We start from the raw sequence: 25,254 nt of genomic DNA on the forward strand, positions 1-25,254 counted from the left end.
GGGTCACACGGGGACCGGTCACGAGGGCATCCGGTCCCCGAGGAGTGCCAGGTTCTCGATGGCGGCGAGGCCGTAGAGCGCCGTGTCGTTCGTGTAGACCCAGGAGGCCTCGCTGCCCGGCACCAGCGTGACCGGACCGCTCAGTTCCTCCGTCCTCCAGGGCGCGGACTCGCCGTAGCCGTCCGAGTCGTAGAACTTCGCCCAGGCGCGGGCGGCGAGTCGGGCGTCGTCCGTCTGGACGGCGGCGTACGCGTCGAGGCGTGAATGGCCCTGGAAGAGCAGCAGGGTGCCGAAGTTGCTGCCGTAGCGGGCGGCCTGCTCGGCCTTGGTGGCGTTGAAGTAGCGGCAGTAGTCGAGGTACGCCTCCTTGAAGGCGGGCATGTCGACGAGATCGATGAGTTCGGCGCACAGCTCGTTCAGGCCGAAGACGGCGGACAGGTGCGAGACGCCGACCACCGGCGCGCCGGCGACGGCGAACCGGCCGGTGTCGAGGTCGTACAGTCCCGAGCCCTGGACGAAACCGTTGGGCTGCGCGGCGATGGTCTCCATCGTCGACAGCACCCGCGCCCTGGCCTTCTCCCACTGCGGCCCCTTGCGCTCCCACTCGGTCAGCCATGCCGAGACGAGCCCGCTCCAGTCCGTGCCGAAGCCGATCGACAGCGCGTGCCGGTCCGGTGTGTACGGCTCGGTGCGGACCTTGCGGTTCGGGTCGAGGACGAGGAAGGTCTCGTCGGAGTCGACGTTGGCGCGCATGAGGTCGCCGACGCGTTCGTCGGCGGTGAGGAAGTAGTAGTAGCGCCGGTAGGTGGTGTTGGCGATGCGCTGCTGCTTGGCGCTGTCGGCGTAGTGCTGCACCCCGTGCCGGGTGCCGAGCCCCGCCCACCGGCCGAGGTGGTAGACGTCGACCTCGCCGGTGTGCCGGGTCATCGCCTCGGCGAAGCGGAAGATGTCCGCCCGTCCGCTGCGCAGATAGGCGAACCACAGCCACAGGTCCGGTGACAGTTCGGAGTTGTCCCAGGCGTAGCCGCCGACGTCGTAGCGCCATTGGTGCCTGACCGGGTCGTAGGAGTGCATGATGTCGCCGTAGTCCCAGAAGCCGTACCAACGGCGCATCTCCACCTGGTCCTTGTAGTAGGTGAAGAGGAAGTCGAGGTGGTCCTCGATCCTCGCCTTGGCGGGCGTCGAACGGTCGGGTTCGGAGTAGAGACCCGGGCCGAAGACCTTCGCCTTGATCAGCTGCCGGGGCGGCGCCGCGAGTTGCGGCAGCACCCGGAGGGCGCCGATCTGTTCGGCGAGCCGCTCGGGCGTGGGGGTCGACTCGTCGGCCCAGAAGAGCAGTTCGGAGGTGCGGGCGATGCCGTACGGGGTGCCGAAGCCCGGCTCGTAGTCCTCGTAGGTGATGTTGAGACCTTCGAGCTGTTCCGCGTACGTGTCCTGGCCCATGCCGTCGTGGTAGAAGCGCAGGTCCATGGGCTGCGCCTCGGGCGACCAGAGCCAGAGGGTGACCTCGGCCTCGTCGGTGTGGGCTCCCCGGATGTCGAGCTGGGCGGGGAACTTCTCCCAGAAGTCCCGTAGCCCGAAGGAGAATCCGCCGCTCGGGCCGCCGACGTAGCCGAAGCCGGAGGCGCGCCGGCCGCCGCCCGCGGCGATCCAGCCGTGTCCCTTCCCGGTGCGCTTGCGCAGGGTGAAGCCGTCGGCGGAGAGCTGGGAGAGGGTGTAGTCGCCCCACTGGGGGATGTACGGGAGCCGGGTGGTGACCCGCTGGTCCCAGGTGGACGGGTCGGCGAGCTTCTCGCCGGCGAACTGGGCCGCCTGGACGGTGGCTCCGGGGTCGCGGCGCAGTCCGGTGACGCCCTGGACGGCCTTGCGCAGCAGGCCCGTGCCGTCGCCGCCGACGCGGATGTGCCGGTCGTAGGCGGCGTCCCGCATCGGCACGGTGAAGCGGACGCCGAGCCCGCCCACGAAGTCGCCGCTGCTCTTCCCGGGTTCCTGTTTCCCGTCGAAGGTGATCGTGTGGACCATGCGGAAGGAGTCGGCGCCCGCGTAGAAGTACAGACGGACCGAGAAGGGCAGCCAACTCCGCTCCCCCTTGCGGTGCTTGCCGTCGACACGGACGACGGCCCGGACCGGGCCGTCCTGTTCGACCGTGGTCGCGGAGATCACGCTCTCGAAGCGCTCCGACTTCACGGTGCCCTGGTCCTCGTCCTCGATCTCCGGCCGGCGGATGAGGACGAGGCGGCCGTTCCCGGCGATCTCGGTCGTGCCGCGCGTCACGGACTTGACCAGCGCCGAGCCGGTCGTGCCGATCTTCGCGGTGATGACCCCGGTCGACACCGAGACGACCCCGCCGCTCGTGGTGACGGTGACCTTCCGCTCCGGCGCGGCGGCCTCCCCCGCCGTCAGCGTGAGCGGTCCGGTGTCCGAACTCATCGCGTGGGCGGTCCACTTGAGGGAGCCGTCCGGCCAGTGGGCGAGGGGCCAGGACTGCACGGGCACGGGGGTGCCGTCGGCGTCCGTGAGCGCGAACGTCTGGTCCGGCCGGTACGCGCCCCTGGGCCAGGGCACGCCGACGGTGGAGCCCGGGGCGGCGCCGAGACCGCCGTCCTCCAGCCAGTCGAGGCGGACCGGGTCCGCGTCGGCGGCCCGCGCTTCCGAGGCGGCCCGCGCGTCCGGGGTTCCGAGAACCCAGCCGGCCTGCGTGGCGGCTCCGGCGACGGCGGCCGCCTTGAGCAGGGACCTGCGGGGGATGGGTGACATGGCCTTTCCTTTCCTTTCCTTACGGGATGGTCAGGGGCATGACATTCATGAGGGCGCGACGGAGCGGGGCCGGGCGTTTCGTGCCCCGGCCCGTGGGAGTGCGGAGTCAGCGGCGCCGGCGGTGACGCTCCTCGACGGCCACGGCCGCCGCGGCCACGGCCCCCAGGACGGGCACCGCCAACGGCGCGGCGAGAACGGCGGAGCAGACGACCACGGCCAGTCCGCCGACGAGCAGGAAGGACCCGGCGGGATCGAGGACGGTACGGCGACCGGCCTCCGCGAGCAGTCCGCGCCAGGCGGCCCCCGGCTCCCAGACCGCGGCCGCGCGCAGCCCCGCGACGACTCCCCCGATCAGCGCGAGGAGCCCGACGGCCCCGACGAGGGGACCTCCGGGGATTCCGGCGCGTACGGCCTGGACGTCCACCCGGACCGCGGCCGCCCCGGCCCAGCCGGCGAGGCCGACGAGCCAGCCGCCCCGTAGTGCCGTCCGGAAGTCGGCCACGAACTCCCGCCGTCCGCCGCCCTCGTGCGCCGTGCGCCGGCGCAGATGCCGCGCGCCGGCCGCGAACGCGGCGGGCACGGTCACCAGCGGCAACGAGGCCACCGCGATCCACACACCGGTCAGCAGACACTCCGCGAAGAGGGCGAACCGCTCCGCGAGGAGGGACTCACCGGGTGTCCGGCGGGCCTTCGCCCCGGCGCGGGCCCTCTGCTCGATGACGGTCATGCTCAGCCCTTCAGTCCCGAGGTCGCCATGCCGTCGATCAGATACCGCTGGAAGGCGAGGAAGAACAGGAGCACGGGCAGCAGCGCCACCAGCGACATCGCGATCATGCCGCCGTAGTTCGCGACCCCCTCCTGGTCGCGGAACATCATCATGCCGAGCGAGACCGTGTACTTGCCCGGTTCGTTGAGGTAGATCAGCGGGCCCATGAAGTCGTTCCAGGCGTTGATGAAGGTGAAGATGGCGCTGGTGATGAGGGCCGGGCGGCACAGCGGAAGCACGATCGACCAGTAGATCCGCGGATGCCCGCAGCCGTCGAGCCGTGCCGCCTCGTCCAGTTCGCGCGGCAGGTTCCGCATGAACTGCACCATGAGGAAGACGAAGAACGCCTCGGTGGCCAGGTACTTGCCGAGGAGCAGCGGCACATAGGTGTTGATCAGCCCGGCCTTCTGGAACATCACGTACTGCGGGATGAGCAGCACGTGGTACGGGAGCAGGAGCGTGCCGATCATCAGTGAGAACAGCACGTTCCGCCCGGCGAAGCGGATCCTGGCGAAGGCGTACGCGGTCAGCGAGCAGGAGATCAGGATGCCGGCGACGGAACCGAGCGCGTAGAAGAGGGAGTTCTGGAAGAAGGTGGCGATCGAGATGTCGGCGATCCCGTCCGCCAGTCCCGCGAAGTTGGCCAGGATCGGGTCGGTCGGGAGCGGCTCCAGGCTGCCGATGATCTCGCGGCCGGGCTTGAAGGAGGCGCCGACGACCCAGAGGACGGGGTAGAGGACGACCGCCAGGATCAGCAGGGCCCCGAGGTGCCAGGCGAGCGAACCGGCCCGTCCTCGGCCCGGCGTCCGTGCGCTGTCCAGGGCCGCCCTGGCGCCGGACCCGGGCACCCGGCCGCTGACACCGCTCATCGGACGTCCTCCTCGTAGTGCACCCAGCGCTTCTGCGACCAGAAGAGGACCGCCGTCACCAGTGCGACGGCCAGGAGCAGCATCCAGGCCATGGCGGAGGCGAAGCCCATCTGGGACTCCTTGAAGCCCTTCTGGTAGAGGTAACAGGTGTAGACGAGCGTGGCGTCGGCCGGTCCGCAGGTGGTGTTGGAGACCACGTACGCGGAACCGAAGATCTGGAACGAGTGGATCGTCTCCAGGAGCACGTTGAAGAACAGGACCGGGGAGATCATCGGCAGCGTGATGCTCCAGAACCTGCCCAGCGGTCCGGCTCCGTCCACCTCGGCCGCCTCGTACAGCTCCTTCGGCACCTGTTTGAGCCCGGCCAGGAAGATGACCATCGGGGCGCCGAACTGCCAGACGGTGAGCGCCACCAGGCTGTAGAGCACCCAGTCCGGATCGCCGACCCAGCCCCCCGTGTGGAAGCCCAGGAAGGACTGCGTGCGGTCCACGACGGCGTCGTCGGAGAACAGCGCGCGCCAGACGAAGCCGACCGAGACGCTCGCGCCGATCAGCGAGGGGGCGTAGAACGCGGCCCGGTAGACGGCCTGGCCTCGGCGGCTCTGCGCGAGGAGCAGGGCCACCCCGAGGGCCAGCAGCAGCTTGAGCGGCGTACCGATGACGACGTATTTGGCGGTCACCTCGACGGACTTCTGCCACCGGGGGTCGTCGAACAGGGCGGTGAAGTTGTCGAAGCCGACCCACCGCGGCGCGTCGAAGAGGTCGTAGTCGGTGAAGGCGAAGTACAGGGAGGCGGCCATCGGGCCCGCGGTCAGCAGCAGGAAGCCCGCGATCCAGGGCGACATGAAGAGATAGCCGGCAAGATTCTCCCCGCGTCGCCGCCGCGTGGCGGCGCCGCGGACGGCGGGGCGCGGCCGCGCCGCGTCGGGCGGGGCGTCCTTGACGAGCGTCACGGCGGTTCCCATCAGACGGCGAGGGCGGTCTTCGCCTCGGAGAAGAACTGCTTCACCGCGTCGGAGACCTTGGTGGTGCCCTGCGACATGTCGCCGCCGATGCGCAGGAAGGCGGCCTCGACGGTGTCGGCGCCCGCCGGATGCGGGGTGATCGTCCCGAGCACACCCGCCGCGGCGACGTCCTGTTCGTACCGCGCGATGGCCTTGCTGGGCGCGTCGGAGGGCTGGAACGCCTCGTACTGCTCGGTGGTGGCGAGGATCCCGCGGTCGTACCCCATGATCTTGCCGACCTCGGGGTCGTGGACCATGAAATCGATGAACCGGGCGACTTCCTCGGGGTGTTCGGTGCGTGCGGAAGCACTGAGCATCAGCGAGGCGAGGTACTGCCCGGTGTGTTTGCCGTCGGTCGTCGGGATCGGTGCCAGACCGTAACTGCTGTCGCCCTCGGCCGTATAACGGACGGTGAAGTTGTCCCATGTGAACTCGGAGGCCGCGTGGCCCGCCGAGAGGGAGGACTTGGGCTTGTCCTGTTCGACCCGCTTGGGATCGGTGACGATGCCGGCCTTCACACGGTTGTAGCCGTCGGTCCACCACTCCGTCAGATCGGCCTCGTCGAAACCGAGTCCGTCCTCGGTGAAGAACGCCTTGCCGTTCTGCCGGAGGTAGAGGTCGTACAGGTACATGATGCCGAAGTAGCCGGTGTCGCCCGCGACCTTCTGCGTGTCGTGAATCCTCTTGAGCGCGGCGAAGTACTCGTCCCAGGTCCAGCCCTGCTTCGGTGTGACGCCCGCCTTCTCGAACACCTTCTCGTCTATGACAAGTGACATGGTGTTGGATCCGACCGGAATTCCGAGCTGCTTTCCGTCGACCTGGCCGACCTTCTCGACCCCGGCGCGGAAGCCTTTCAGACGGAGATTTCCGGCGTCTATCTGGGACTTGAGGTCCAGCAGGATCCCTCGCTTGTCGTACTTCCGCAGAAATCCGACGGCGTTCTGGAATACGTCCGGCGGATTTCCGCCGGCGGCCTGCGTCTGGAACTTCTCCCAGAAGGCCGCATAATCCTGGAAGTCCGTCTGCACCTTGATCTTCGGATACTTCTTCTCGAAGAGCGCGATGCACCGGTTGATCCGCTTCGCCCTCTCGTCCGCACCCCACCAGGCGTAACGGATCGTCACCGTCCCGTCCCCGGCGCCGCTTTCGCTCCCACCGCAGCCGGTGGCCGCGCCGAGCCCCAGCGCGGCCACCGAGGCTCCGGCCGCCTTGAGCACCGCCCGCCTCTCGACACTCCCGTCATTCCCCACTGCCAGGCCTCCCCGCGATGTCGACTCCACTGCATGAATCGTTTCAAGTAAGCGCTTGCTGGCACAAGGTACGGAGGCGCTCCGGGCGCGTCAATGATTCGGACAGGAATTGATGTGCGGCACTCCGATCCCGCCGCACCGGCCGTCGCGCCCCTCCCGGCGCATTCGCACAGGAGTACGCAGGTCGGGCCCCCGCGGTCGACCCGCCGAACATTCCGTGCCCGCCGGGACGATCCGCCGGCGCGGCCGAAAACGTACTCCTGTGAAGGGTGCTGACGGGGTGTCGGCGGAGCCGCCGGAAACAGAGCGTGAGGGCGGGGACTCCTCTCGCCCCCTCCGCCCCTACCCGTCCCGCACCTGGGGCTCCGCCCGGAGTCCGCTCCCCGATCGCGGAAGGAGCCGAACCCTGCCGACCGGGGGCTGAAGTGTGGACCGGCCACGAGAACGCACCCGCAGTCGGCAGCGCACGGAAGGGGACGTGCCGGTACATCAAATGCCCGCAGGCCGGACGGATCAGAACCTGCCCGCACCTCTTGACCCCGCCGGGATCCGTTCGGATGCGGGCGGATGTACCGGCGCGGCCCCGACCCACCCACCGACCAGGACCGGCGGCCGGCGGCGCACCCACGGGCAACGACAAACGGCCCCGGTCCACGGTGTCGTGGATCGGGGCCGTCTTTCCTGCATGTGGGCGATACTGGGTTCGAACCAGTGACCTCTTCGGTGTGAACGAAGCGCTCTCCCGCTGAGCTAATCGCCCGGGCGCAGGAAGAACATTACCCCATGTCAGGGGGTGCCCCGGTCACTCGGTGATGTTCCACGGCATCACCAGCCCGAACTTCCACAGATACACCCCCACCAGCACGGCGACGATCACCAGACCCACCGTGGTGAGGATGATGTTGCGACGCCGGACCTTGGGATCGAGCGCCCGCTGCGCGGCCTCCGTGACCTTGCGCTTCGTCCAGCGCAGCACGAGCTGCGCCCAGACGAACTCGGTCGCCCAGATCGCCATGCCCCCGAAGATCACCAGCCACCCGGGCCCCGGCAGCGGAAGCATGATCACACCGGCCGCGACCACCGCGAGCCCGACGACGAAAACGCCGACCTGCCAGCTCACGTGCAGCGCACGCCGAGCCTTGATGTATTCAGGCGCACGCGAACCGAGCGCTCGCTCATCGTTCGCCCCGTCGCCCGCCGTGGCGACCTCGCCCGACTCGTCACTCCCCGTATTCATACGACCAAACCCTACCCGAGAGAAACCAGTCACCGGAATGGCCCTATCCGGAGAACGCACCCTCGGCCGGATGAGTTACATAAAGACATGCAAAACCCTCAGAGGGGTTTACAACGGCACCGTAGGTGGCATGTCGATTTCGCCGACGTGCGAATCCCCGAGCGCACACTGAGCGAAAGGCCCTGGCGCTTATGAACACCACGGTCAGCTGCGAGCTGCACCTGCGCCTCGTTGTGTCGAGCGAGTCCTCACTGCCTGTACCCGCAGGACTGCGGTATGACACGGCCGATCCCTATGCCGTGCACGCCACCTTCCACACCGGAGCCGAGGAAACCGTCGAGTGGGTGTTCGCCCGCGACCTCCTCGCCGAGGGCCTGCACCGGCCCACCGGTACCGGCGACGTCCGAGTCTGGCCGTCCCGGAGCCACGGCCAGGGCGTCGTATGCATCGCCCTGAGCTCCCCAGAGGGTGAAGCCCTGCTCGAAGCCCCTGCGCGGGCCCTGGAGTCATTCCTGAAGCGAACGGACGCAGCCGTGCCCCCGGGCACGGAACACCGGCACTTCGATCTCGACACGGAGCTCTCACACATCCTGGCCGAGAGCTGACGCGTCACGACAGAGCCGCCCGGCGCCGTCCACTCGGGGAGACGGCTCGGGCCTAGACAACCGCATAGGGAAGGCACCGGCGTCGGCACCGCGAACGTCTCGCGGTGGCGGCGCCGCTGCGCGTCCCCCGCCCCCCAGGCACAAGCTCCCGCCCCCACGCCCGTCTCGGTCGCGCCGGGAAGCCACTACCATCGGCCAGCATCGGGCGGGCGCCCTCGCCCGACCCCCAGGCCAGGGAGCGAAACGTGCTGATCACCCACGACACCCGGTGCGCACTCGACGCCGTGGTGGATCTGGTGAACACCGCGCCGGAGGACGAGACGGCGGACGGGCTCGCCGATGTGTCGTCCCTCGCCGATTTCGTACGAAAGCACGAGATCAGCGATGTCGGGGTGCTGTCGGAGCGTGATCTCTCCGCCGTACAGGACGTACGGGGCCTGTTCGCCGGGATCTTCGCGGCCGACGATCCGCGGACCGCCGCCTCATTGATCAACGAACTCGTCGCGGCCGCAGGCACCACGCCCCGGCTGACGGACCACGACGGCTACGACTGGCATGTCCACTACTTCGCCCCGGGCGCCTCGGTCGCCGACCACCTCGCGGCCGACTGCGGGATGGCGCTGGCCTTCTTCGTCGTCGCCGGGGAGCAGGACCGGCTGCGGCGCTGCGAGGCCCCGGACTGCCGACGGGCCTTCGTCGATCTCTCCCGCAACCGCTCCCGCCGCTACTGCGACAGCCGCACCTGCGGGAACCGGCTCCACGTGGCCGCCTACCGGGCGCGCCGCAAGGAAGCCGCGGGCTGAGAGCCGCCCCGCTCACACCAGACCCCCGGAAGCAGCCGCCCGCGCCCCCGGGCCGGACTGCCGGCCTGCCGGGCTGAAGGGCCTCCGCCCCGATGGGCCGGACTGCCGGACTGACGGAGCCCTCGGCGGGTGACGCCAGGGGCTCCGTGTACAGCTCAGAGCAGCAGCAGGTCGTGCAGCGAAGCCATGAGCAGCAGACAGCCGATCACCGCAAGGAAGATCATCAGCGGCGGCTGGGAGAGCGCGAAGAGACAACCGCGCCGCTCCTCGGGCGGAGCAGCGGTGTCGCTCGTTGTTGTGTCCAGCATCTCGCGGGCGATGATGACGCAGAACGCGCCCGCGACGCGATCAACACGCCCGGAATATACGGGAGTTCGCTGGATGATGTGACGGTCGCGCCCGAACGTGAACGGTTCGGCGCGTTCCCTGCGTCACGCTTGTGATCTTGTGTCGTTTCCGCCGGTCACACGCCGTGCCTCGTTCCGGTCAGATGCCGTGCTTCTTCAGGATCGCCTCGATGTCACTGAAGTCGTCCCCGGAGCCCGTCGCCCGCGGTGTCGACGCCGGCCGGGAGCCGAGTCCGGCGGCCGGGCCCAGCGACGGAGCCGAGGCGCCGGGCGCCGCCGCCTCGCGCTGCGCAGCGGCCTTGGCCGCCTTGCGTTCCTTCCGGGTCCCGCCGCCGCGCCGCTCCACGGCACGAGTGATCATGAACAGCGCCCAGGCGCCGCCGAGCACCACGAAGCCGGCCCAGGCGGTCGGGCTGAACGCGGTGTCGGCCAGCCAGCCGACCACGCCGGTCATGACCAGGCCGATCGGCACCAGGGAGTAGGCGGCGATCCGCGCGGCCGCCAGGAAACGCTTGCGGTACGCCGTCACCGCGGCGATGCCGAGGCCTGCGACGGAGACGGCGGAGCAGACGGTCTCTGCGATCATTCCGGTCCTCCAGGCAGGGCTCGGTGGGGCATGTTCCTCATCCCCTCCATCCTGCACCGCCGCATGCCCGGTATGCCACGGTCCGGGCACACCTCAGGGACATCTCGGGGTAACCGTCCTCCTCAGGTCCCGGTACCCCCGCCCGTCCGGCGGGCCACCGGTGCCCCCGCAACCGGACCACGGGTAGGGCCGCCCGCACCGGACTGGTGGAGCCTCCCCCGCACGGGACTGGGAGACTGGTTCCATGAACGACTTCTCCGCCACCTCCGCCGCGCGCCCGGCCCCCGTCGTCCTGGACGTCTGGTGCGACCTCCAGTGCCCCGACTGCCGAAGCGCCCTCGCCGACCTGGGCGCGCTGCGCGCCCGCTACGGCGACCGCCTGGAGCTGCGGCTGCGGCACTTCCCCCTGGAGAAGAACAAGCACGCCTTCGCCGCCGCCCAGGCAGCCGAGGAGGCCGCCGAGCAGGGCAGCGCCTGGCCTTACGTGGAGGCCGTGCTCGGTCGGGTGGAGGAGCTGGACCGCAAGGGCGGCGAGGCCTTCCTGGTCGAGGTGGCCCGGGAACTCGGCCTGGACGCCGAGGAGTTCGACACGGCCCTGATCGACGGGCGGCACATCCTGATCGTCGACGCGGACCAGGCCGAGGGCAAGGCGATCGGTGTCACCGGCACCCCGACGTACGTCATCGGCGGTGAACGCCTGGACGGCGGCAAGAGCCAGGAGGGACTGCGCGAGCGGATCGAGGAGATCGCCGACCGGCTCCTCGCCGAACAGGCCTGACCTGGAACAGCGTCCCGTACAGACCTGGAACGGCGTCTCGCACTGACCTGGAACAGCGTCCTGTACGGACCTAGAGCAGCGTCTTGTACAGGTGGTACGCCGTCGTCTCGTAGCCGAGTGACTCGTAGAGCCGCTCGGCCGGGGTGTTCCCCGCGAAGACGTTGAGCCCGATGCGGTTCAGTCCGGCGGCCGTGGCCCGGACCTCGGCGAGCCGCATGAGGGTCCGGCCGTGCCCGCGGCCGCGCTGGTCGGCGCGGACCCCGACGTCGTAGACGAAGGCCGATCCGCCCCGGCGCCCCAGCCAGAGTTCGCCCACGGGCACTCCCTCGTGCTCCAGGACGCTCAGCCACATGTTGGCGGTGTCCGGGCCCTCGGGCAGCGCGCCGCCGAAGTCGCGGTCCGCCTTGGCGAGCGCCTCGGCCTCCGGCAGCCCGCGCCGGATCCAGTCCTCGGCGTACCGCTGCCTGCCCACCCGGTCCCAGATCTCGTACTCGTCCCGCGTCATGGGACGGTCGGCACAGCCCGGGGGCAGGACGAGCGCGGAGCCGTCGACCGCCTTCTCCATGATGCGGTTGCGCGGGACGTAACCGAGCGCCCTGGTGAGCGCCAGGGCCGCGGCGGCGTCGCCGGGGACCGTCAGCACGATCTGCCGGCAGCCCCATCCCCGCGCGACCTCCTCCGCGGCCAGCGCGGCCACGGTGCCCCGGCCCCGGCCCCGGTCCGGCTCGTCGATGCGGAGCTCCTGGATCCTGGCGGCGGGCGGTCCGGCGCCGAGTTCCGTGGCGAGGTGTACCCGGCCGACGGGACGGCTGTTCACGCACACCTGGTAGCGGCGTGAGAGCGTCCCGTCGGCGGCGCGGTGGAGCGGCTCGGTCGGCCGCAGAGTCGTGGTCATCAGGGGTGTTCTACCCACTGCCGGCCGAATCGTCAGCCGAATATCCGGCACCCGCCGCTCGAACCGCCGGTCGCCGGTCGCCCGGCGCCCAGCAACCAGCAACCAGCAACCAGCAACCAGCAACCAGCGACCGTCGCTCGAAACACCCGACGCCAGACGGCCGACGCTCGAAGTCCCCGGCGACAGGCGGCCGGTGGCCGCCCGGGCCCGGTCAGGGGTCGAGGTCGTCCCCGGCCCGCTCGTCGAAGACGCGCATCGCCTTGGCGGTCACCGGGCCCGGCGCGCCCGGCAGTTCGCGGGCGTCGACCCGGTGCACGGCCTGCACGTCGCGCAGCGTGGAGGTCAGGAAGATCTCGTCCGCGCGCTCCAGGACGTCCAGCGGCAGGTCGGTCTCCTTGGCGCCGGTCCATTCGACCGTGAGGGCGCGGGTGATGCCGGCGAGACAGCCGGAGGCGACCGGCGGGGTGTGGATCTCGCCGTCGAGGACGACGAAGACGTTCGACCCGGTGCCTTCGCAGAGTTGACCCACCGTGTTGGCGAACAGCGCCTCGGACGCGCCGTGTTCACGCGCGCGGGCCAGGGCGACGACGTTCTCGGCGTACGAGGTGGTCTTGAGGCCGGTCAGGGCGCCGCGCTCGTTGCGGGTCCAGGGGACGGTGACGACGGCCGTGGAGTCGGGGCGCGGGGCCGAGCCGCCGAGCGCGACGACGAGGGTCGGACCGTGCTCTCCGCGGTCGGAGCCGAGCGGGCCGTGACCGCCTGTGTAGGTGATGCGGAGCCGGCCGAGGGGCATCGGGTTGGCATCGAGGACGGCGGCGCAGGCGCGGCGCACCTCGTCGGCGTCGGGCTCGGGCAGTCCGAGGCCGCGCGCCGAGCGGGCCAGCCGGTCGAGGTGGCGGGTCAGCGCGAAGGGCCGGCCGTCGACCGCCTTCACCGTCTCGAAGATGCCGTCACCCACGGTCAGTCCGTGGTCGAAGACGGAGACGCGGGCGGCCTCGATGTCCTGCAGCCCGCCGTCGAGCCAAAGCTTCACTGGTCCCTACCTCGCATGTGAAATGTGCCGGACGTGTCCTCCGGCACGGTGTTCCGGCCCCGGTCCCCCGCGCCGACCCGGGAACCGGGTCAGTCGGTGAGGGTTCCGTCACCCGCGTCGTACGTTCCCGACGCTACCGCGAGCAGCCGGGACGCCTTCAGCTCGGTCTCCCGCCACTCCCCCTCGGGGTCGGATCCCCAGGTGATGCCGGCTCCCGTGCCGAAGCGCAGGACGCCGTCGGCGCGGTCGATCCAGAAGGTGCGGATGCCCACGGCCAGCTCGCCGGTGCCGCGGTCGGCGTCGACCCAGCCGATGCCTCCGCAGTACGGGCCGCGCGGCGCGGTCTCCAGGGCGTCGATGATCCGCAGGGCGCTGGACTTCGGGGCGCCGGTGACGGAGCCGGGCGGGAAGGCCGCGGCGAGGAGCTCGGGCCAGCCCACGTCCTCGCGCAGTTCGCCGCCGACCGTGGAGACGAGGTGCACGAGCCCCGGGTGCTTCTCGACGACGCACAGGTCGGGCACGGTCACGGTGCCGGTGGCGCAGACCTGGCCGATGTCGTTGCGGACGAGGTCCACGATCATCACGTTCTCGGCGTAGTCCTTGTCCAGGAGGTCCGCCTCGGTGCGTCCGGTGCCCTTGATCGGCCCCGACTCGACGGAACGGCCCGCGCGGCGCAGGAAGAGTTCCGGGGAGGCGGTGGCTATCTCGACGCCGTGGTCCGGCAGCCGAATCGTTCCCGCGTACGGGGCCGGGTTGCCGCGGGCCAGCAGGGCGGTGAGCTCGTCGACGTCGGCGTCGGCCGGGACGGGCGCGGAGAGCACGCGGCAGAGGTTCGCCTGATAGACCTCGCCGGCCGCGATGTGCTCACGGATACGTCGTACACCGGCGGTGTACGCGGCGCGGTCGAGGGACGACGTCCAGTCACCGGCCGCCGGTCCGTGCCACCGTCCGGGCACCGGGGCGGGCACCGGCTCCTCTCGTACGTCACGGAAGCGGGCGCAGGTCAGACGCCCTTCGAAGTCGGCCGAGACGGCCCAGAAGCCGGTCGAGTCCAGGGCCGCGGGATCGCTGGTGACGTCGAGGAGACCGGTGGCGACGAGGCCGCCGAAACGGGCGAGAGGAGGGAGGTCGAGCACGCAGACGAGTCTAGGGCGGGTGTCCCGCGAGTGCCCTGACCATGTCCTCGGGGGGACAGACCGCAGCACGCTGCACAAACGCGTTTTTGTGCTGGCCCGGGAATCCGCTAGAGTTCAACTCGTCGCCGGGACGCGCAAGCGAAACGGAAACGACAAGCGGACGTAGCTCAGTTGGTAGAGCGCAACCTTGCCAAGGTTGAGGTCGCCAGTTCGAACCTGGTCGTCCGCTCGCAGGAAAGTGGGGGATCTTCCCGAACCCCCGCACTCCTGGTGGAGTGGCCGAGAGGCGAGGCAACGGCCTGCAAAGCCGTCTACACGGGTTCAAATCCCGTCTCCACCTCCAAGGACGATTAGCTCAGCGGGAGAGCGCTTCCCTGACACGGAAGAGGTCACTGGTTCAATCCCAGTATCGTCCACTGGTCCGCAAGGACTCGATCCGCGAGGATCCCCGCGCGATTAGCTCAGCGGGAGAGCGCTTCCCTGACACGGAAGAGGTCACTGGTTCAATCCCAGTATCGCGCACGCAGTACCAGCAGCAAGCGTGGCTTCGGTCGCGTGACCTGCGCGATTAGCTCAGCGGGAGAGCGCTTCCCTGACACGGAAGAGGTCACTGGTTCAATCCCAGTATCGCGCACAAGCAAGCCCCCGGTCGTCTCGGCGACCGGGGGCTTCGTCGTTCCCCGACCCCTGGCCCTCGGCCCCTGGCCGGTCCGGCGGACCTGTGTGACCTGAGTCGCGGGGGCCCGGACACGCCGAAGGGGCCCCTCTGATCGGGAGGGGCCCCTTCGGATGGCTCAGGACGGATGGCTCAGGAGGAGAAGAGCATGTGGCCGAAGCTCTTGTGACGGTGGTGGCCGCCATGGCCGCCGTAGTGACCGCCGTGGCCGCCGTGACCGCCGTGCTGCGGGGCACCCCACGCGGGGGCCGGCGCGGACGGGTACGCCTGCGGGGCGCCCGGGGGCGGCGGCGCGGGCTGGGACCACTGCGACTCGACGCGGGTCAGCGCCTCCAGCTCGCCGTAGTCGAGAAAGATCCCGCGGCAGCCGCTGCACTGCTCGATCTGGACGCCATTGCGGTTGTACGTGTGCATCGGCGCATGACATTTCGGACACTGCATGCTCGGCTCAACTCCTCGCCGGTCGGTACTGCTTCCGCCAGGACAGACACTGTCCGGCCTCGGTCGGTTGCAGCCTACGTCGCCAATCCTCGGGTCAACTCGGGCGGGACGGCACTCATTCGGTCGCAGGCGTCGACCACGGCCTGCTGCACCTCGTCCAACGGCCGTTCCGCGGCGGCGGATTTGGCGACCGCGATGGCGGCCGTCTGCACGGTGAGGGCGCGGGCGGCGACGTCCAGGGCGGGCCAGGGATCGCCGTCCGCCGGGACGGCGGGGCCGCCCGCGGACCGGTAGGCGGCCAGGAAGCGGAACCACGCGTCGGGCGGCAGCAGCCCGCAGGCGTACCAGGCGGCGGGGCGGGCCAGGTCCCAGGCCGGGACGCCGACGCCCAGGTCGTCGACGTCGATGAGGAGCCAGGGACCGTCCGGCGCGGGGTGGCGTATGAGCTGGCCGAGATGCAGGTCGCCGTGACACAGGGTCGTCGCGTCCGGCATCGGGGCCTCGGCCCGCGCCCAGGCGGGGAGCGCGGCCCAGGCCCGCAGGACCGGGGCGGCGGCCGGGTGCGGGCCGGCCGCGCGCATCCGGGCGAGCGCGCGGGCGGCCTTGACGGGGCCCCGCATGGGCGGCAGCCCGTCCGGAGCGGGCGCCCGGTGCAGGCGGGCCAGCAGGGTCGCGGCGGCCTCCCAGGGGGCCGCGTCGGGTGCGTCGGGGTCGACGGGAACGCCGTACGGCCAGAGGGTCACCCGGCGGCCGAGGAGGTCGGCGGGGGCCGGGTCCACCGGCGGCAGGAGGATGCCGGGGAGGCGCGTGGCCGCGGCGACGCGGAGGGCGAGGGCGTGGGGTTCCGTGTCCGGGGCGTGGGCCTTGGCGACGATGCCGCCGTGGCGGACCACGGTGCCGTCGTCGCGGTCCGCGAGGAGCGTGTGCTCGGCACCGCAGGAACAGGTTCCGCGGGGACCGGCTCCGCGGGGACCAAGTACTGCCACGGGTGCGGCGGCCCGATGAGCCGCGGCACGCGCCGCGGCGCCGAGCACGGTCGGCAGGCTGCGCACGGTCACGGATCTCCCTGGACTGGACGACGGCCCGGTACGGAGCCCGCCGACGACGGCGGTGCCCGGCCGGGACACCTCCGGGTGAGGGTACGCAGCCGAAGCCCACCCCGAACACCCGGCACCGCGGCTCCCCGGCCACCCGGCACGTCAACGGACCGGCGCCACGACGACCCCAGACACCCGACAGCCCCGACAACCGGCAGCTCGGGCACCCGGAACCGCAACGCGTCGGCGGCCCGGACACTCTGGACAGCCGGCGCCCAGGCACCGGGCACGACGCCGCCCCCGTCACCCCGGCCCCTGTCACCGCGCCCCGCGCCTCGCCCCCGTACAAAAAGAGATGCCCGCGCAGCTCCCCAGCTGCGCGGGCATCTTCCTGCCGTCCGCCGCACCCCCGTCCCCACGGGGTTTCATGGCCGGATGTCCCCGCCCGGACCGCTCTTCCGGGCCTGGGGCGCCGCTCAGCGCCCCAGCATCACGCCCACGGACGACGCCTGTGTGACCACCGCGTCCCAGCCGCCGAAGACGACCACGAGCAGGGCCGCCAGAGGAAGGACCATCGCTGTCGCCACCAAGGGGTGGCGGCGGCCCTGGCGGGTGCCGAACGCGGCGGCGTACGCCTTGCGTCCCTGCGTGCGGAGCTCCGTCCGCGATGCCGTGTGGGCCATGGTCCCTCTCCTGACCGAGATTCTGTTGTGCCTGGCAGCGGCGGGTGTCTGACCTCGGGGGACGAGTGCTGCACCCGCCGCTTGACCTCAAATCTAGGCGCGCGACGACGACGGGTCGTCATGCCCTCGTACCGATTGCCGGGCCTCCCGGAGGATGAGCCGTGACCTGCTGAGTACTACCGTGGGTGGAGACGCGGGCCCAGGTCTCGGGGTCTTCCCGGAGGGGACGTCCGATGTGCCCCTACTGTTCCGAGCTGTCCTCCCGCGGAACCGGCTGCTCCACGAGTGCCAGCACCCGAGTCGCCATGAAGCGGGCGGTCCGTACCACTGTTCCGTTTCGAGTGACTTCGCTCACTTCCACCACACCTCGGCGCACCGCCGTCTCCACCCGGCGACCCGCCCTGCTCGCCACCACCTCGTACGTGCGCGTCGTGTCCCCTGCGTCCACGACTATCTCCACGCGGTCACCCCTCACGGGCTCAATCCCCCTTCAGCGATGGATGGTTGGGATCAAGAGCAGGCCAAGGAGGCGCTGTTCGCACGCTCCCTGACCACCTCTCAAGTTTCCCACCCGGCACTGACAATCGATCGGGACGAGAGGGCGCGGCCTCTGCGCGCACCCGGCCGTGGAAACGTAAGCTGTGGCTCGTCAAACGGACCGGGCAGCGGGGATGGACATGGCGATGATGCGCCTGAGGCGCGAGGACCCGCGTGTCGTCGGCTCGTTCAGGCTTCACCGACGGCTCGGCGCGGGGGGTATGGGTGTTGTCTACCTGGGCTCCGACCGGCGGGGCCAGCGGGTCGCACTGAAGGTGATCCGGCCTGATCTGGCGGAGGATCAGGAATTCCGTTCCCGGTTCGCGCGCGAGGTCTCGGCGGCACGGCGGATCAGGGGCGGCTGCACGGCGCGGCTCGTCGCCGCGGACCTGGAGGCGGAGCGTCCGTGGTTCGCCACCCAGTACGTGCCCGGCCCCTCGCTGCACGACAAGGTCGCGGAGGAGGGGCCGCTGTCGGCCGCCGACGTGGCCGCCGTCGGCGCCGCCCTCTCGGAGGGCCTGGTCGCGGTGCACGAGGCCGGGGTGGTCCACCGTGACCTCAAGCCGTCCAACATCCTGCTGTCCCCGAAGGGACCGCGGATCATCGACTTCGGGATCGCATGGGCCACGGGGGCGAGCACGCTCACGCACGTCGGCACGGCGGTCGGCTCCCCGGGCTTCCTGGCGCCGGAGCAGGTGCGCGGCGTCGCCGTCACCCCGGCGACCGACGTCTTCGCGCTCGGGGCGACCCTCGCGTACGCGGCCACCCAGGACTCACCGTTCGGGCAGGGCAGCTCCGAGGTGATGCTCTACCGCGTGGTGCACGAGGAGCCCCACCTCCACGGCGTACCGGACGCGCTCGCCCCGCTCGTCCGGGCCTGCCTGGCCAAGGACCCCGAGGAACGGCCCAGCACCCTCCAACTGTCCCTGCGGCTCAAGGAGATCGCGGCCCGCGAGGCCCAGGGCATGGTGGACGCGCGGCCGCCCGCGCCGCGCTCGGACCCGGACCGTCCGACGGGCCGTCTGGCCGAGCAGTACGCCGAGCAGCGCACCCAGCGGCGGCCGGGGACCACTCCCCCGCCGCGCGGGACCACTCCCGTGCCGCGCACCGGCGGCACGAACGGCGGATCGCGGTCGGGTTCGCGTCCGGCGCCCGCCCGCAACACGGGCCGCACCGGCAACAGGCCCGCCCCGCGCAGCGGCACCGGACGCACCGGTCCGCGCACCACCGGCACCGGCCGGCGGCCCGCCAATCCGCGGCTGCTGCGCCAGCGGCTCTTCGTGTTCGTGGTGGTGACGCTGCTGGTCGCGCTGGGTATCGCGGCCGCGCAGGGATGCCAGGGGCCGTCCCGGGGACTCGACGACGGCCCGCGGGGCGGCGTACAGCGCGAACGGTCGGCGTCCGGGGCCCTGGCGGTGGGCGTCGCGGCCGACCGTCCGGACCGGGGCGCACTCCACCACTACGGCTAGGGCTGCACCCCTGCGGCCAGGGCTGCATCACTGCGGCCGGGGCGGTTCGACGACGGCCAGGGCCCGCACGACGACGGGCCAGGGGTGCCTTTCGGGCCGGGCCGATCCTGATCCGATCCGGCCCTGACGACACCCCGACGGCGGCACTCCGTGGAGCGGGGCTCTCAGCTCGTGGGCCGGCCCGTCGCCACCGCGTAGAAGGCGACGGCGGCCGCCGCGCCGACGTTCAGGGAGTCGACTCCGTGGGCCATCGGGATGCGGACCCATTCGTCGGCCGCCATCAGGGCCCGGGTGGACAGCCCGTCGCCCTCAGCGCCGAGCATCAGCGCGACCCGGTCCATCGTGTGCGGGGCGGCCTCGTCGAGGGACCGCGCCTTCTCGTCCGGGGTGAGGGCGAGCAGGTTGAACCCGGCGTCGCGGACCGACTCCAGGCCCTTGGGCCAGGTGTCGAGACGGGCGTACGGGACCGAGAAGACGGCGCCCATCGAGACCTTCACCGAGCGGCGGTAGAGGGGGTCGGCGCAGTCCGGGGAGAGCAGCACCGCGTCCATGCCGAGCGCGGCGGCGGAGCGGAAGATGGCGCCGATGTTGGTGTGGTCGTTGACCGACTCCATGACGACGACGCGGCGTGCGGTGCGCAGCAGTTCCTCGGCCGTGGGCAGCGGCTTGCGCTGCATCGAGGCGAGTGCTCCGCGGTGCACGTGATAGCCGGTGACCTGCTCGGCGAGCTCGGGGCTGACCGCGTAGACGGGTGCCGGGAGTTCGTCGATGACGTCGCGCATGACGTCGACCCACTTGGCGGACAGCAGCATCGAGCGCATCTCGTAGCCGGCGTCCTTGGCCCGTCTGATGACCTTCTCGCCCTCGGCGATGAACAGGCCCTCGGCGGGTTCGCGCTTGCGGCGCAGTTCCACGTCGGTCAGGCCCGTGTAGTCGCGCAGACGCGGGTCGTCGGGGTTCTCGACGGTGATGAGATCGGCCACAGGGTGATACTGCCTTGTCCTGGGTGCGGTGCCAACGGCTGGGAACGGGTTGTGTTACCCGGGGTTACTCGGGAAGCCCGGGACCGACGTCCACGACCTCGCCGATGACGATGACGGCGGGCGGCCGCACGTCCTCCGCGCGCACGGTGTCGGCGACGGTGGCCAGGGTGGCGTCGACGCGGCGCTGCGCGGCGGTCGTGCCCTCCTGGACGAGGGCGACGGGGGTGTCGGCGGGCTTGCCGTGCGCGACGAGGGTGTCGGCGATCTTGCCGATCTTGTCGACGCCCATGAGGACGACGAGGGTGCCGCGCAGCTTGGCGAGGGCGGGCCAGTCGACGAGGGAGCGCTCGTCGTCGGGGGCGACATGACCGCTGACCACGGTGAACTCGTGGGCGACACCCCGGTGGGTGACGGGGATCCCCGCGGCGCCCGGCACCGAGATCGAGCTGGAGATGCCGGGGACGACCGTGCAGGGGATGCCGGCCTCGGCGAGCGCCTGGGCCTCCTCCATACCGCGGCCGAAGACGAACGGGTCGCCGCCCTTGAGCCGGACGACGGACTTGCCCTGCCGCGCGTGCTCGATGAGCGCGTTGTTGATGGCCTCCTGGGCCATGAACCGGCCGTACGGGATCTTCGCCGCGTCGATCACCTCGACGTGCGGCGGGAGTTCGGCGAGCAGGTCGCGGGGGCCGAGGCGGTCGGCGATGACCACGTCGGCCTCGGCGAGCAGCCGGCGGCCGCGGACGGTGATCAGGTCGGGGTCGCCGGGGCCGCCGCCGACCAGGGCGACGCCGGGGGTGCGGGTGCGGTGGTGCGGCGCGACGAGCGTGCCGTCGCGCAGGCCCTCGACCACGGCGTCGCGGATGGCGGCGGTGCGGCGGGGGTCGCGGCCCTTGGCGTCGGTGGTGAGGACGGCGACGGTCACGCCCTCGCTGTGGCCGGTGGCCGGGGTCCAGGCGGTCGCCGCGTCGGCGTCGTCCGAGCGGACGCACCAGACGCGCCGGCTCTCGGCCTCGGCACTGGCCTCGGCGCTGGCCTCGGGGTCACTGGTGGCGATGAGCGCGTACCAGGCGTCGGCGAGGTCGCCCTGCTCGTACGGGCGCCTGGTCCAGGTGATCTCGCCCGCGTCGGCCATCGCCTCGACGGACGGGGTGGCCTGCGGGGAGACGAGGTGGACGTCCGCGCCCGCCGCGATGAGCGCGGGGAGCCGGCGCTGGGCCACCTGGCCGCCGCCGAGGACGACGACACGACGGCCGGCGAGGCGGAGGCCTACGGGGTAGGCGGGGTGTTCGGCCATGGAGGTGCGGCTCCTCGTACGGGCAGGCGGTGCGGTGGGGCGCTGCGGCTCTGGAGCGGCCCTGACGTGGGGTTCTTCGGTAGGGATCCAGACTACGGCGAGGGTGGGGCGGGCAGGTCGGAACGCCTGCCCGCCCCACCCCACCGGTGCCGGGGCCTACTTCTCGGTCACCCCGGCCGAGTCGAACGTGGCGACCTCGTGCATCGCCCGCGCCGCGCTCTGCACGATGGGCAGGGCGAGCAGGGCGCCGGTGCCCTCACCGAGGCGCAGGTCGAGGTCGATCAGCGGGCGCAGGCCCAGCTTGTTCAGGGCGGCCACGTGTCCGGGTTCGGCGCTGCGGTGGCCCGCGATGCAGGCGGCCAGGACCTCGGGGGCGATGGCGCGGGCCACCAGCGCGGCGGCTCCCGCGCTGACGCCGTCCAGGATCACCGGCGTCCGCAGGGACGCCCCGCCGAGGAGCAGACCGACCATCGCGGCGTGCTCCAGGCCGCCGATCGCGGCGAGGACGCCGATCGGGTCCGCCGGGTCCGGCTGGTGGAACTCGATGGCGCGCCGGACGACCTCGGTCTTGCGGGCCAGGGTCTCGTCGTTGATGCCCGTGCCGCGGCCCGTGACCTCGGCCGGGTCGGCGCCGGTGAACACCGAGATCAGGGCGGCCGACGCGGTCGTGTTGGCGATGCCCATCTCGCCGGTGAGCAGGGCCTTGTTGCCCGCGGCCACCAGGTCGCGGGCCGTCTCGATGCCCACCTCCAGCGCGGCGACGGCCTCTTCGCGGGTCATGGCCGGACCGGTGGTCATGTCGGCGGTGCCCGCCCGGACCTTGCGCGGCAGCAGACCCGGTGTGGCGGGGAGGTCGGAGGCGACGCCCACGTCGACGACGCAGACCTCGGCGCCCACCTGGTTGGCGAACGCGTTGCAGACCGCGCCGCCGCCGAGGAAGTTGGCCACCATCTGGCCGGTGACCTCCTGCGGCCAGGGGGTGACACCCTGCGCGTGGACACCGTGGTCACCGGCGAAGATCGCGACGGCGGCCGGCTCCGGGATCGGCGGCGGGCACATCCGGGACAGGCCCGACAACTGCGCGGAGATGATCTCCAGCATGCCGAGGGCGCCCGCGGGCTTGGTCATCCGCTTCTGGCGCTCCCACGCCTCGCCGAGCGCCTTGGCGTCGAGCGGGCGGATGTTGGAGACCGTCTCGGCGAGCAGGTCGTGCGGCTCCTCGCCGGGCAGCGCGCGACGGCCGTACGTCTCCTCGTGGACGACCCACGACAGGGGGCGGCGCTTGGACCAGCCGGCCTGCATCAGCTCGGGCTCCTCCGGGAACTCGTCGACGTACCCGACGCACAGGTAGGCGACGACCTCCAGGTGCTCGGGCAGGCCGAGCGCGCGGACCATCTCGCGCTCGTCGAAGAAGCTGACCCAGCCGACGCCGAGGCCCTCGGCGCGGGCGGCGAGCCAGAAGTTCTCCACGGCGAGCGCGGCGGAGTACGGGGCCATCTGCGGCTGGGTGTGCCGGCCGAGGGTGTGGCGTCCGCCACGGGTCGGGTCGGCGGTGACGACGACGTTCACCGGGGTGTCGAGGATGGCCTCGATCTTCATTTCCTTGAACTGCTTGGCGCGGCCCTTGGGAAGCGACTTGGCGTAGGCCTCGCGCTGGCGCTGGGCGAGTTCGTGCATGCTGCGCCGGGTCTCGGCGGAGCGGATGACGACGAAGTCCCAGGGCTGGGAGTGGCCGACGGACGGCGCGGTGTGCGCGGCCTCCAGGACGCGCAGCAGCACGTCGTGCGGGATGGGGTCGTCGCGGAAGCCGTTGCGGATGTCGCGGCGCTCGCGGATCACGCGCAGGACGGCCTCGCGTTCGGCGTCGTTGAAGCCTGCGGCCGCCGGGCCGGTCGACTCGCGTACGTCTTCCACCACGGCCGTGCTCTCTTCCTGGTCGGCGACCTGCGTGTGCAGGTCCTCCGCTTGCTGTGCGGCCATGGGCTCCGGCTCCGCGGGGAGCGGCTCCGCCACGGGCATGGCCTCGGGGTCGGCCTCCGCCTCCCGGGGGGCGGGCACCGACGCCTGGGCGATCGGCTCGGCCTCCGCCGCGGGAATCTCCTCGGCCGGGAGCGGTACGACGGCCTGGAGGTCCTGCGCGGGAGGCTGTTCCTCGTCGGGCGCGGGCGCCAGGGTCATGCCGTGCGGCGGGGTCGGGTCGGCGTGGACGGTCATGGGCACCGGGCCGTCCACGGACACGAATCCGCCGAGACTCCGGTCGGCCTGGGGAACGAGGGGCGCGCCGGGGAATCCGGGGACGCCCGCCTCGTCCAGGGCGCTCTCGGGGTGCTGGTCGCCGTGCGCCGGGTGGTGCGGACCGGCGATCGGCTGGTGCGGATCGGCGGCGGGCTGGTGCGGATCGGCGGCCAGGTGGGCGGCCTCGCCCTGCGCGGCCACGCCGACGGCCACGGCCTGCGGGTCGACGGTGCCGGACGCGGGCAGGGCGTCGGCCTCGTCGGCGAGGGGGCCGTCCTCGGACGGCACCGCGCCGTTCTCCACGGCGGTGAGCCGGTCGGTGAACTGCTGGGCCTGGATCGCGTCGAGGGCGAGCCCCTGACCGCCGAGCGAGGCCTCCGCCGAGCGCGCGGAGAGCGCCGACAGGGCGGAGTCCGGGGTCTCGTAGGCGTGGGCGACGGCCGGGACGCCGAGGGACGGCTCCGTGCCGGGCAGGGACGCGTCGTCCGCGAGGGGGGCGGCGGGCTCCGGCGTCTCGACGGCGGGCTCGGTGAAGCCGGCCTCCTGGACGTCGGGGGCGGCCGGGTCCGCCGCGTGGGTGTCCGGGTCGGCGAGCTGCGCCGGGACCTGCGCGGCGGGGTCCTCGGCCGGCGTGGGGTCCTCGGCGGGCGCGAGCGGCTGCGCGGGCACGGCGATGTGCCCGGTGTCCTCGGTGGGCTGCGCCGGTACGGCCTCGTGCCCGGGCGTCTCGCTCACGGCCGGGTCCCCGAGGTCGGCCGCGGCCGGTGCGACCGGGGCGTCCTGGAACTGCGGGGCGGCGGGGATCTGCCGGGCGGCCGAGTCGTCCGTCGCGGATTCGGCCTCGGGAGCCGGGACGTCGGTCTGGTCCTGGAGGTCGAGCGCCGTGCCGTCGGCCGCCGGCACCTGCGGCTGGGCCGGGTCGTGGACGAAGGGCGCCGCCACGAGGCCGGGTACCTGCTCGGCCTCGGCGGCCTGCGGCGTCTCGGGAACCGGTACGGGTTCCCCGCTCACGGCGGACTCGGGCAGCGGCACCTCGTGGGCCACGGCGGTCACGGCCTCGCCGCCGACGAGCACCGTCCCCCACGGCGCCGCGGCCTGCGGCGCGGCGTCGACGGGCGCGGCCACGTCCAGGTACTCGGGACCGACGGTCGGCGGGCCGGCCTGACGCAGCGGGGTCACCGGGGTGGCCATGGTGCTCGGGCGGGCGCCCGCGGGTCCGCGGTCGGCCAGCGAGCGCACCGGGCTGGAGGATCCGTCCGGCGTGGGCGGGCCGAGGTGCAGCGGACGGCGCGGCGTCACGGGCTGCGGGGCCGGCTGGGGCACGGGCGCCGGGCTCGGCGCGCGCACGGCGCCGAGGTCGATCGCGCCGGTGTCGCGTCCGTCCGTCTCGTGCGGGCCGGGTTCGTCGGAGAAGGGCATCGGGGCCGGCGGCGGCACCTCGTTGCCCCAGGCACCCTGGGCTCCGGGCGCGCCCGGCAGGAGAAGGAGGTCGTCCTCCTCGACGGGGCTCTCGGGAGAGTCGAGGTAGGTGTACGCGCCCGGTGTGGTGACGCCCGGCTGCTCCACCATGCCTGCGCTCTCCGGCATTCCCTCGCCCGGGACCTGGCCGGTGTCGGTCATGCGTACCCCTCGCCCATCGGTTAGTGCTCCAAAGTCCAGCTCGCCCGGAACGGCGCACCGACCGCCCCACAGTGAAGAACGAGCGTGCGTGCCCAGCGGCACGTACGACCGGCCAACAAAGACGACAAAGCCATTAACAGGCATTGTCCCGGTCATCCCGCCCTCGCGACAGCGTGATCCGCGAGAGCCCGCTGTGGACTACGCCACGTT

22 protein-coding genes and 6 tRNA genes are annotated in these 25,254 nt (G+C 72.0%); 9 read left to right on the top strand and 19 right to left on the bottom strand.

Going from position 1 to position 25,254, the window contains the following annotated elements; genetic code table 11:
* Window positions 1–18: 18 nt before the first annotated feature.
* From ACFRIC_RS23690 to ACFRIC_RS23720, 7 genes are all read right to left on the bottom strand, one after another.
* Window positions 19–2,757, bottom strand: coding sequence for a Tat pathway signal sequence domain protein (locus ACFRIC_RS23690; RefSeq protein WP_382788907.1), 2,739 nt, complete (start codon window positions 2,755–2,757; stop codon window positions 19–21).
* A 106-nt stretch (window positions 2,758–2,863) separates the two neighbouring features.
* Window positions 2,864–3,484, bottom strand: a complete 621-nt coding sequence (locus tag ACFRIC_RS23695) for a hypothetical protein (RefSeq protein ID WP_382788909.1) — start codon at window positions 3,482–3,484, stop codon at window positions 2,864–2,866.
* A gap of 2 nt (window positions 3,485–3,486) precedes the next feature.
* On the bottom strand, window positions 3,487–4,392 hold the full coding sequence (locus ACFRIC_RS23700; protein WP_382788912.1) for a carbohydrate ABC transporter permease: 906 nt from the start codon (window positions 4,390–4,392) through the stop codon (window positions 3,487–3,489).
* A complete protein-coding gene (locus ACFRIC_RS23705; RefSeq protein ID WP_382788915.1) occupies window positions 4,389–5,345 on the bottom strand; it encodes a carbohydrate ABC transporter permease in 957 nt (318 codons plus the stop codon). The genes ACFRIC_RS23700 and ACFRIC_RS23705 overlap by 4 nt, the downstream gene beginning before the upstream one ends.
* A gap of 11 nt (window positions 5,346–5,356) precedes the next feature.
* Window positions 5,357–6,646, bottom strand: a complete 1,290-nt coding sequence (locus ACFRIC_RS23710) for an ABC transporter substrate-binding protein (RefSeq protein WP_382788919.1) — start codon at window positions 6,644–6,646, stop codon at window positions 5,357–5,359.
* Between the two features lie 688 nt (window positions 6,647–7,334).
* Window positions 7,335–7,406, bottom strand: a tRNA-Val gene (locus ACFRIC_RS23715).
* Window positions 7,407–7,448: 42 nt separating this feature from the next.
* Entirely contained in the window at window positions 7,449–7,883 is a 435-nt protein-coding gene (locus ACFRIC_RS23720; protein ID WP_382788921.1) for a TIGR02611 family protein, read from the bottom strand.
* A 191-nt stretch (window positions 7,884–8,074) separates the two neighbouring features.
* On the opposite strand from ACFRIC_RS23720, the gene ACFRIC_RS23725 reads away from it, so the two are divergent.
* Together ACFRIC_RS23725 and ACFRIC_RS23730 are read left to right on the top strand one after the other, a co-directional pair.
* Window positions 8,075–8,488, top strand: a complete 414-nt coding sequence (locus tag ACFRIC_RS23725) for an SsgA family sporulation/cell division regulator (RefSeq protein WP_003959770.1) — start codon at window positions 8,075–8,077, stop codon at window positions 8,486–8,488.
* 245 nt (window positions 8,489–8,733) lie between these two features.
* The gene (locus ACFRIC_RS23730; RefSeq protein ID WP_382788924.1) at window positions 8,734–9,291 is read left to right on the top strand and encodes a CGNR zinc finger domain-containing protein; all 558 of its coding nucleotides are present in this window, start codon (window positions 8,734–8,736) and stop codon (window positions 9,289–9,291) included.
* Between the two features lie 155 nt (window positions 9,292–9,446).
* On the opposite strand, the gene ACFRIC_RS23735 is transcribed toward ACFRIC_RS23730, so the two are convergent.
* Together ACFRIC_RS23735 and ACFRIC_RS23740 are read right to left on the bottom strand one after the other, a co-directional pair.
* On the bottom strand, window positions 9,447–9,599 hold the full coding sequence (locus ACFRIC_RS23735; RefSeq protein WP_167455603.1) for a hypothetical protein: 153 nt from the start codon (window positions 9,597–9,599) through the stop codon (window positions 9,447–9,449).
* A gap of 178 nt (window positions 9,600–9,777) precedes the next feature.
* Window positions 9,778–10,224 carry a hypothetical protein gene (locus tag ACFRIC_RS23740; RefSeq protein ID WP_382788928.1) on the bottom strand — a complete coding sequence of 149 codons (447 nt, stop codon included), beginning with the start codon at window positions 10,222–10,224 and terminating at the stop codon, window positions 9,778–9,780.
* A 244-nt stretch (window positions 10,225–10,468) separates the two neighbouring features.
* On the opposite strand from ACFRIC_RS23740, the gene ACFRIC_RS23745 reads away from it, so the two are divergent.
* Window positions 10,469–11,002, top strand: coding sequence for a DsbA family protein (locus ACFRIC_RS23745; RefSeq protein ID WP_382788930.1), 534 nt, complete (start codon window positions 10,469–10,471; stop codon window positions 11,000–11,002).
* 70 nt (window positions 11,003–11,072) lie between these two features.
* Here the strand turns inward: ACFRIC_RS23745 and ACFRIC_RS23750 are convergent, their stop codons facing one another.
* From ACFRIC_RS23750 to ACFRIC_RS23760, 3 genes are all read right to left on the bottom strand, one after another.
* Entirely contained in the window at window positions 11,073–11,897 is an 825-nt protein-coding gene (locus ACFRIC_RS23750) for a GNAT family N-acetyltransferase (protein WP_382788933.1), read from the bottom strand.
* A gap of 211 nt (window positions 11,898–12,108) precedes the next feature.
* Window positions 12,109–12,930 carry an aminotransferase class IV gene (locus ACFRIC_RS23755; protein ID WP_382788937.1) on the bottom strand — a complete coding sequence of 274 codons (822 nt, stop codon included), beginning with the start codon at window positions 12,928–12,930 and terminating at the stop codon, window positions 12,109–12,111.
* Between the two features lie 89 nt (window positions 12,931–13,019).
* On the bottom strand, window positions 13,020–14,066 hold the full coding sequence (locus ACFRIC_RS23760; protein ID WP_382788940.1) for a chorismate-binding protein: 1,047 nt from the start codon (window positions 14,064–14,066) through the stop codon (window positions 13,020–13,022).
* Window positions 14,067–14,222: 156 nt separating this feature from the next.
* On the opposite strand from ACFRIC_RS23760, the gene ACFRIC_RS23765 reads away from it, so the two are divergent.
* From ACFRIC_RS23765 to ACFRIC_RS23785, 5 genes are all read left to right on the top strand, one after another.
* A tRNA-Gly gene (locus ACFRIC_RS23765) sits at window positions 14,223–14,295 on the top strand.
* A gap of 40 nt (window positions 14,296–14,335) precedes the next feature.
* Window positions 14,336–14,409 (top strand) — tRNA-Cys (locus ACFRIC_RS23770).
* Window position 14,410: 1 nt separating this feature from the next.
* Window positions 14,411–14,482, top strand: a tRNA-Val gene (locus tag ACFRIC_RS23775).
* Between the two features lie 34 nt (window positions 14,483–14,516).
* Window positions 14,517–14,588, top strand: a tRNA-Val gene (locus ACFRIC_RS23780).
* Window positions 14,589–14,628: 40 nt separating this feature from the next.
* Window positions 14,629–14,700: transfer RNA gene (locus tag ACFRIC_RS23785), tRNA-Val, on the top strand.
* 174 nt (window positions 14,701–14,874) lie between these two features.
* On the opposite strand, the gene ACFRIC_RS23790 is transcribed toward ACFRIC_RS23785, so the two are convergent.
* The 4 genes from ACFRIC_RS23790 to ACFRIC_RS23805 form a co-directional block, all read right to left on the bottom strand.
* Entirely contained in the window at window positions 14,875–15,183 is a 309-nt protein-coding gene (locus ACFRIC_RS23790) for a zf-TFIIB domain-containing protein (protein ID WP_382788942.1), read from the bottom strand.
* 74 nt (window positions 15,184–15,257) lie between these two features.
* Window positions 15,258–16,241 carry a phosphotransferase family protein gene (locus ACFRIC_RS23795; RefSeq protein WP_382788945.1) on the bottom strand — a complete coding sequence of 328 codons (984 nt, stop codon included), beginning with the start codon at window positions 16,239–16,241 and terminating at the stop codon, window positions 15,258–15,260.
* Between the two features lie 455 nt (window positions 16,242–16,696).
* On the bottom strand, window positions 16,697–16,903 hold the full coding sequence (locus tag ACFRIC_RS23800) for a hypothetical protein (RefSeq protein WP_382788948.1): 207 nt from the start codon (window positions 16,901–16,903) through the stop codon (window positions 16,697–16,699).
* Window positions 16,904–17,144: 241 nt separating this feature from the next.
* Entirely contained in the window at window positions 17,145–17,378 is a 234-nt protein-coding gene (locus ACFRIC_RS23805) for a hypothetical protein (RefSeq protein WP_326788867.1), read from the bottom strand.
* A gap of 196 nt (window positions 17,379–17,574) precedes the next feature.
* Here ACFRIC_RS23805 and ACFRIC_RS23810 point away from each other — a divergent pair, with 196 nt between their 5' ends.
* Entirely contained in the window at window positions 17,575–18,909 is a 1,335-nt protein-coding gene (locus ACFRIC_RS23810) for a serine/threonine-protein kinase (RefSeq protein ID WP_382789582.1), read from the top strand.
* 164 nt (window positions 18,910–19,073) lie between these two features.
* Here the strand turns inward: ACFRIC_RS23810 and ACFRIC_RS23815 are convergent, their stop codons facing one another.
* From ACFRIC_RS23815 to cobT, 3 genes are all read right to left on the bottom strand, one after another.
* Window positions 19,074–19,892, bottom strand: coding sequence for a TrmH family RNA methyltransferase (locus ACFRIC_RS23815; protein WP_382788951.1), 819 nt, complete (start codon window positions 19,890–19,892; stop codon window positions 19,074–19,076).
* A 64-nt stretch (window positions 19,893–19,956) separates the two neighbouring features.
* Complete coding sequence (gene cobA, locus ACFRIC_RS23820; RefSeq protein WP_382788954.1) at window positions 19,957–21,189, bottom strand: uroporphyrinogen-III C-methyltransferase; 1,233 nt, start codon at window positions 21,187–21,189, stop codon at window positions 19,957–19,959.
* Window positions 21,190–21,345: 156 nt separating this feature from the next.
* Window positions 21,346–25,044, bottom strand: a complete 3,699-nt coding sequence (gene cobT, locus ACFRIC_RS23825; RefSeq protein ID WP_382788957.1) for a nicotinate-nucleotide--dimethylbenzimidazole phosphoribosyltransferase — start codon at window positions 25,042–25,044, stop codon at window positions 21,346–21,348.
* Window positions 25,045–25,254: the final 210 nt, after the last annotated feature.

The organism is Streptomyces sp. NPDC056738 (genome assembly GCF_042790435.1).
Classification (GTDB): domain Bacteria; phylum Actinomycetota; class Actinomycetes; order Streptomycetales; family Streptomycetaceae; genus Streptomyces.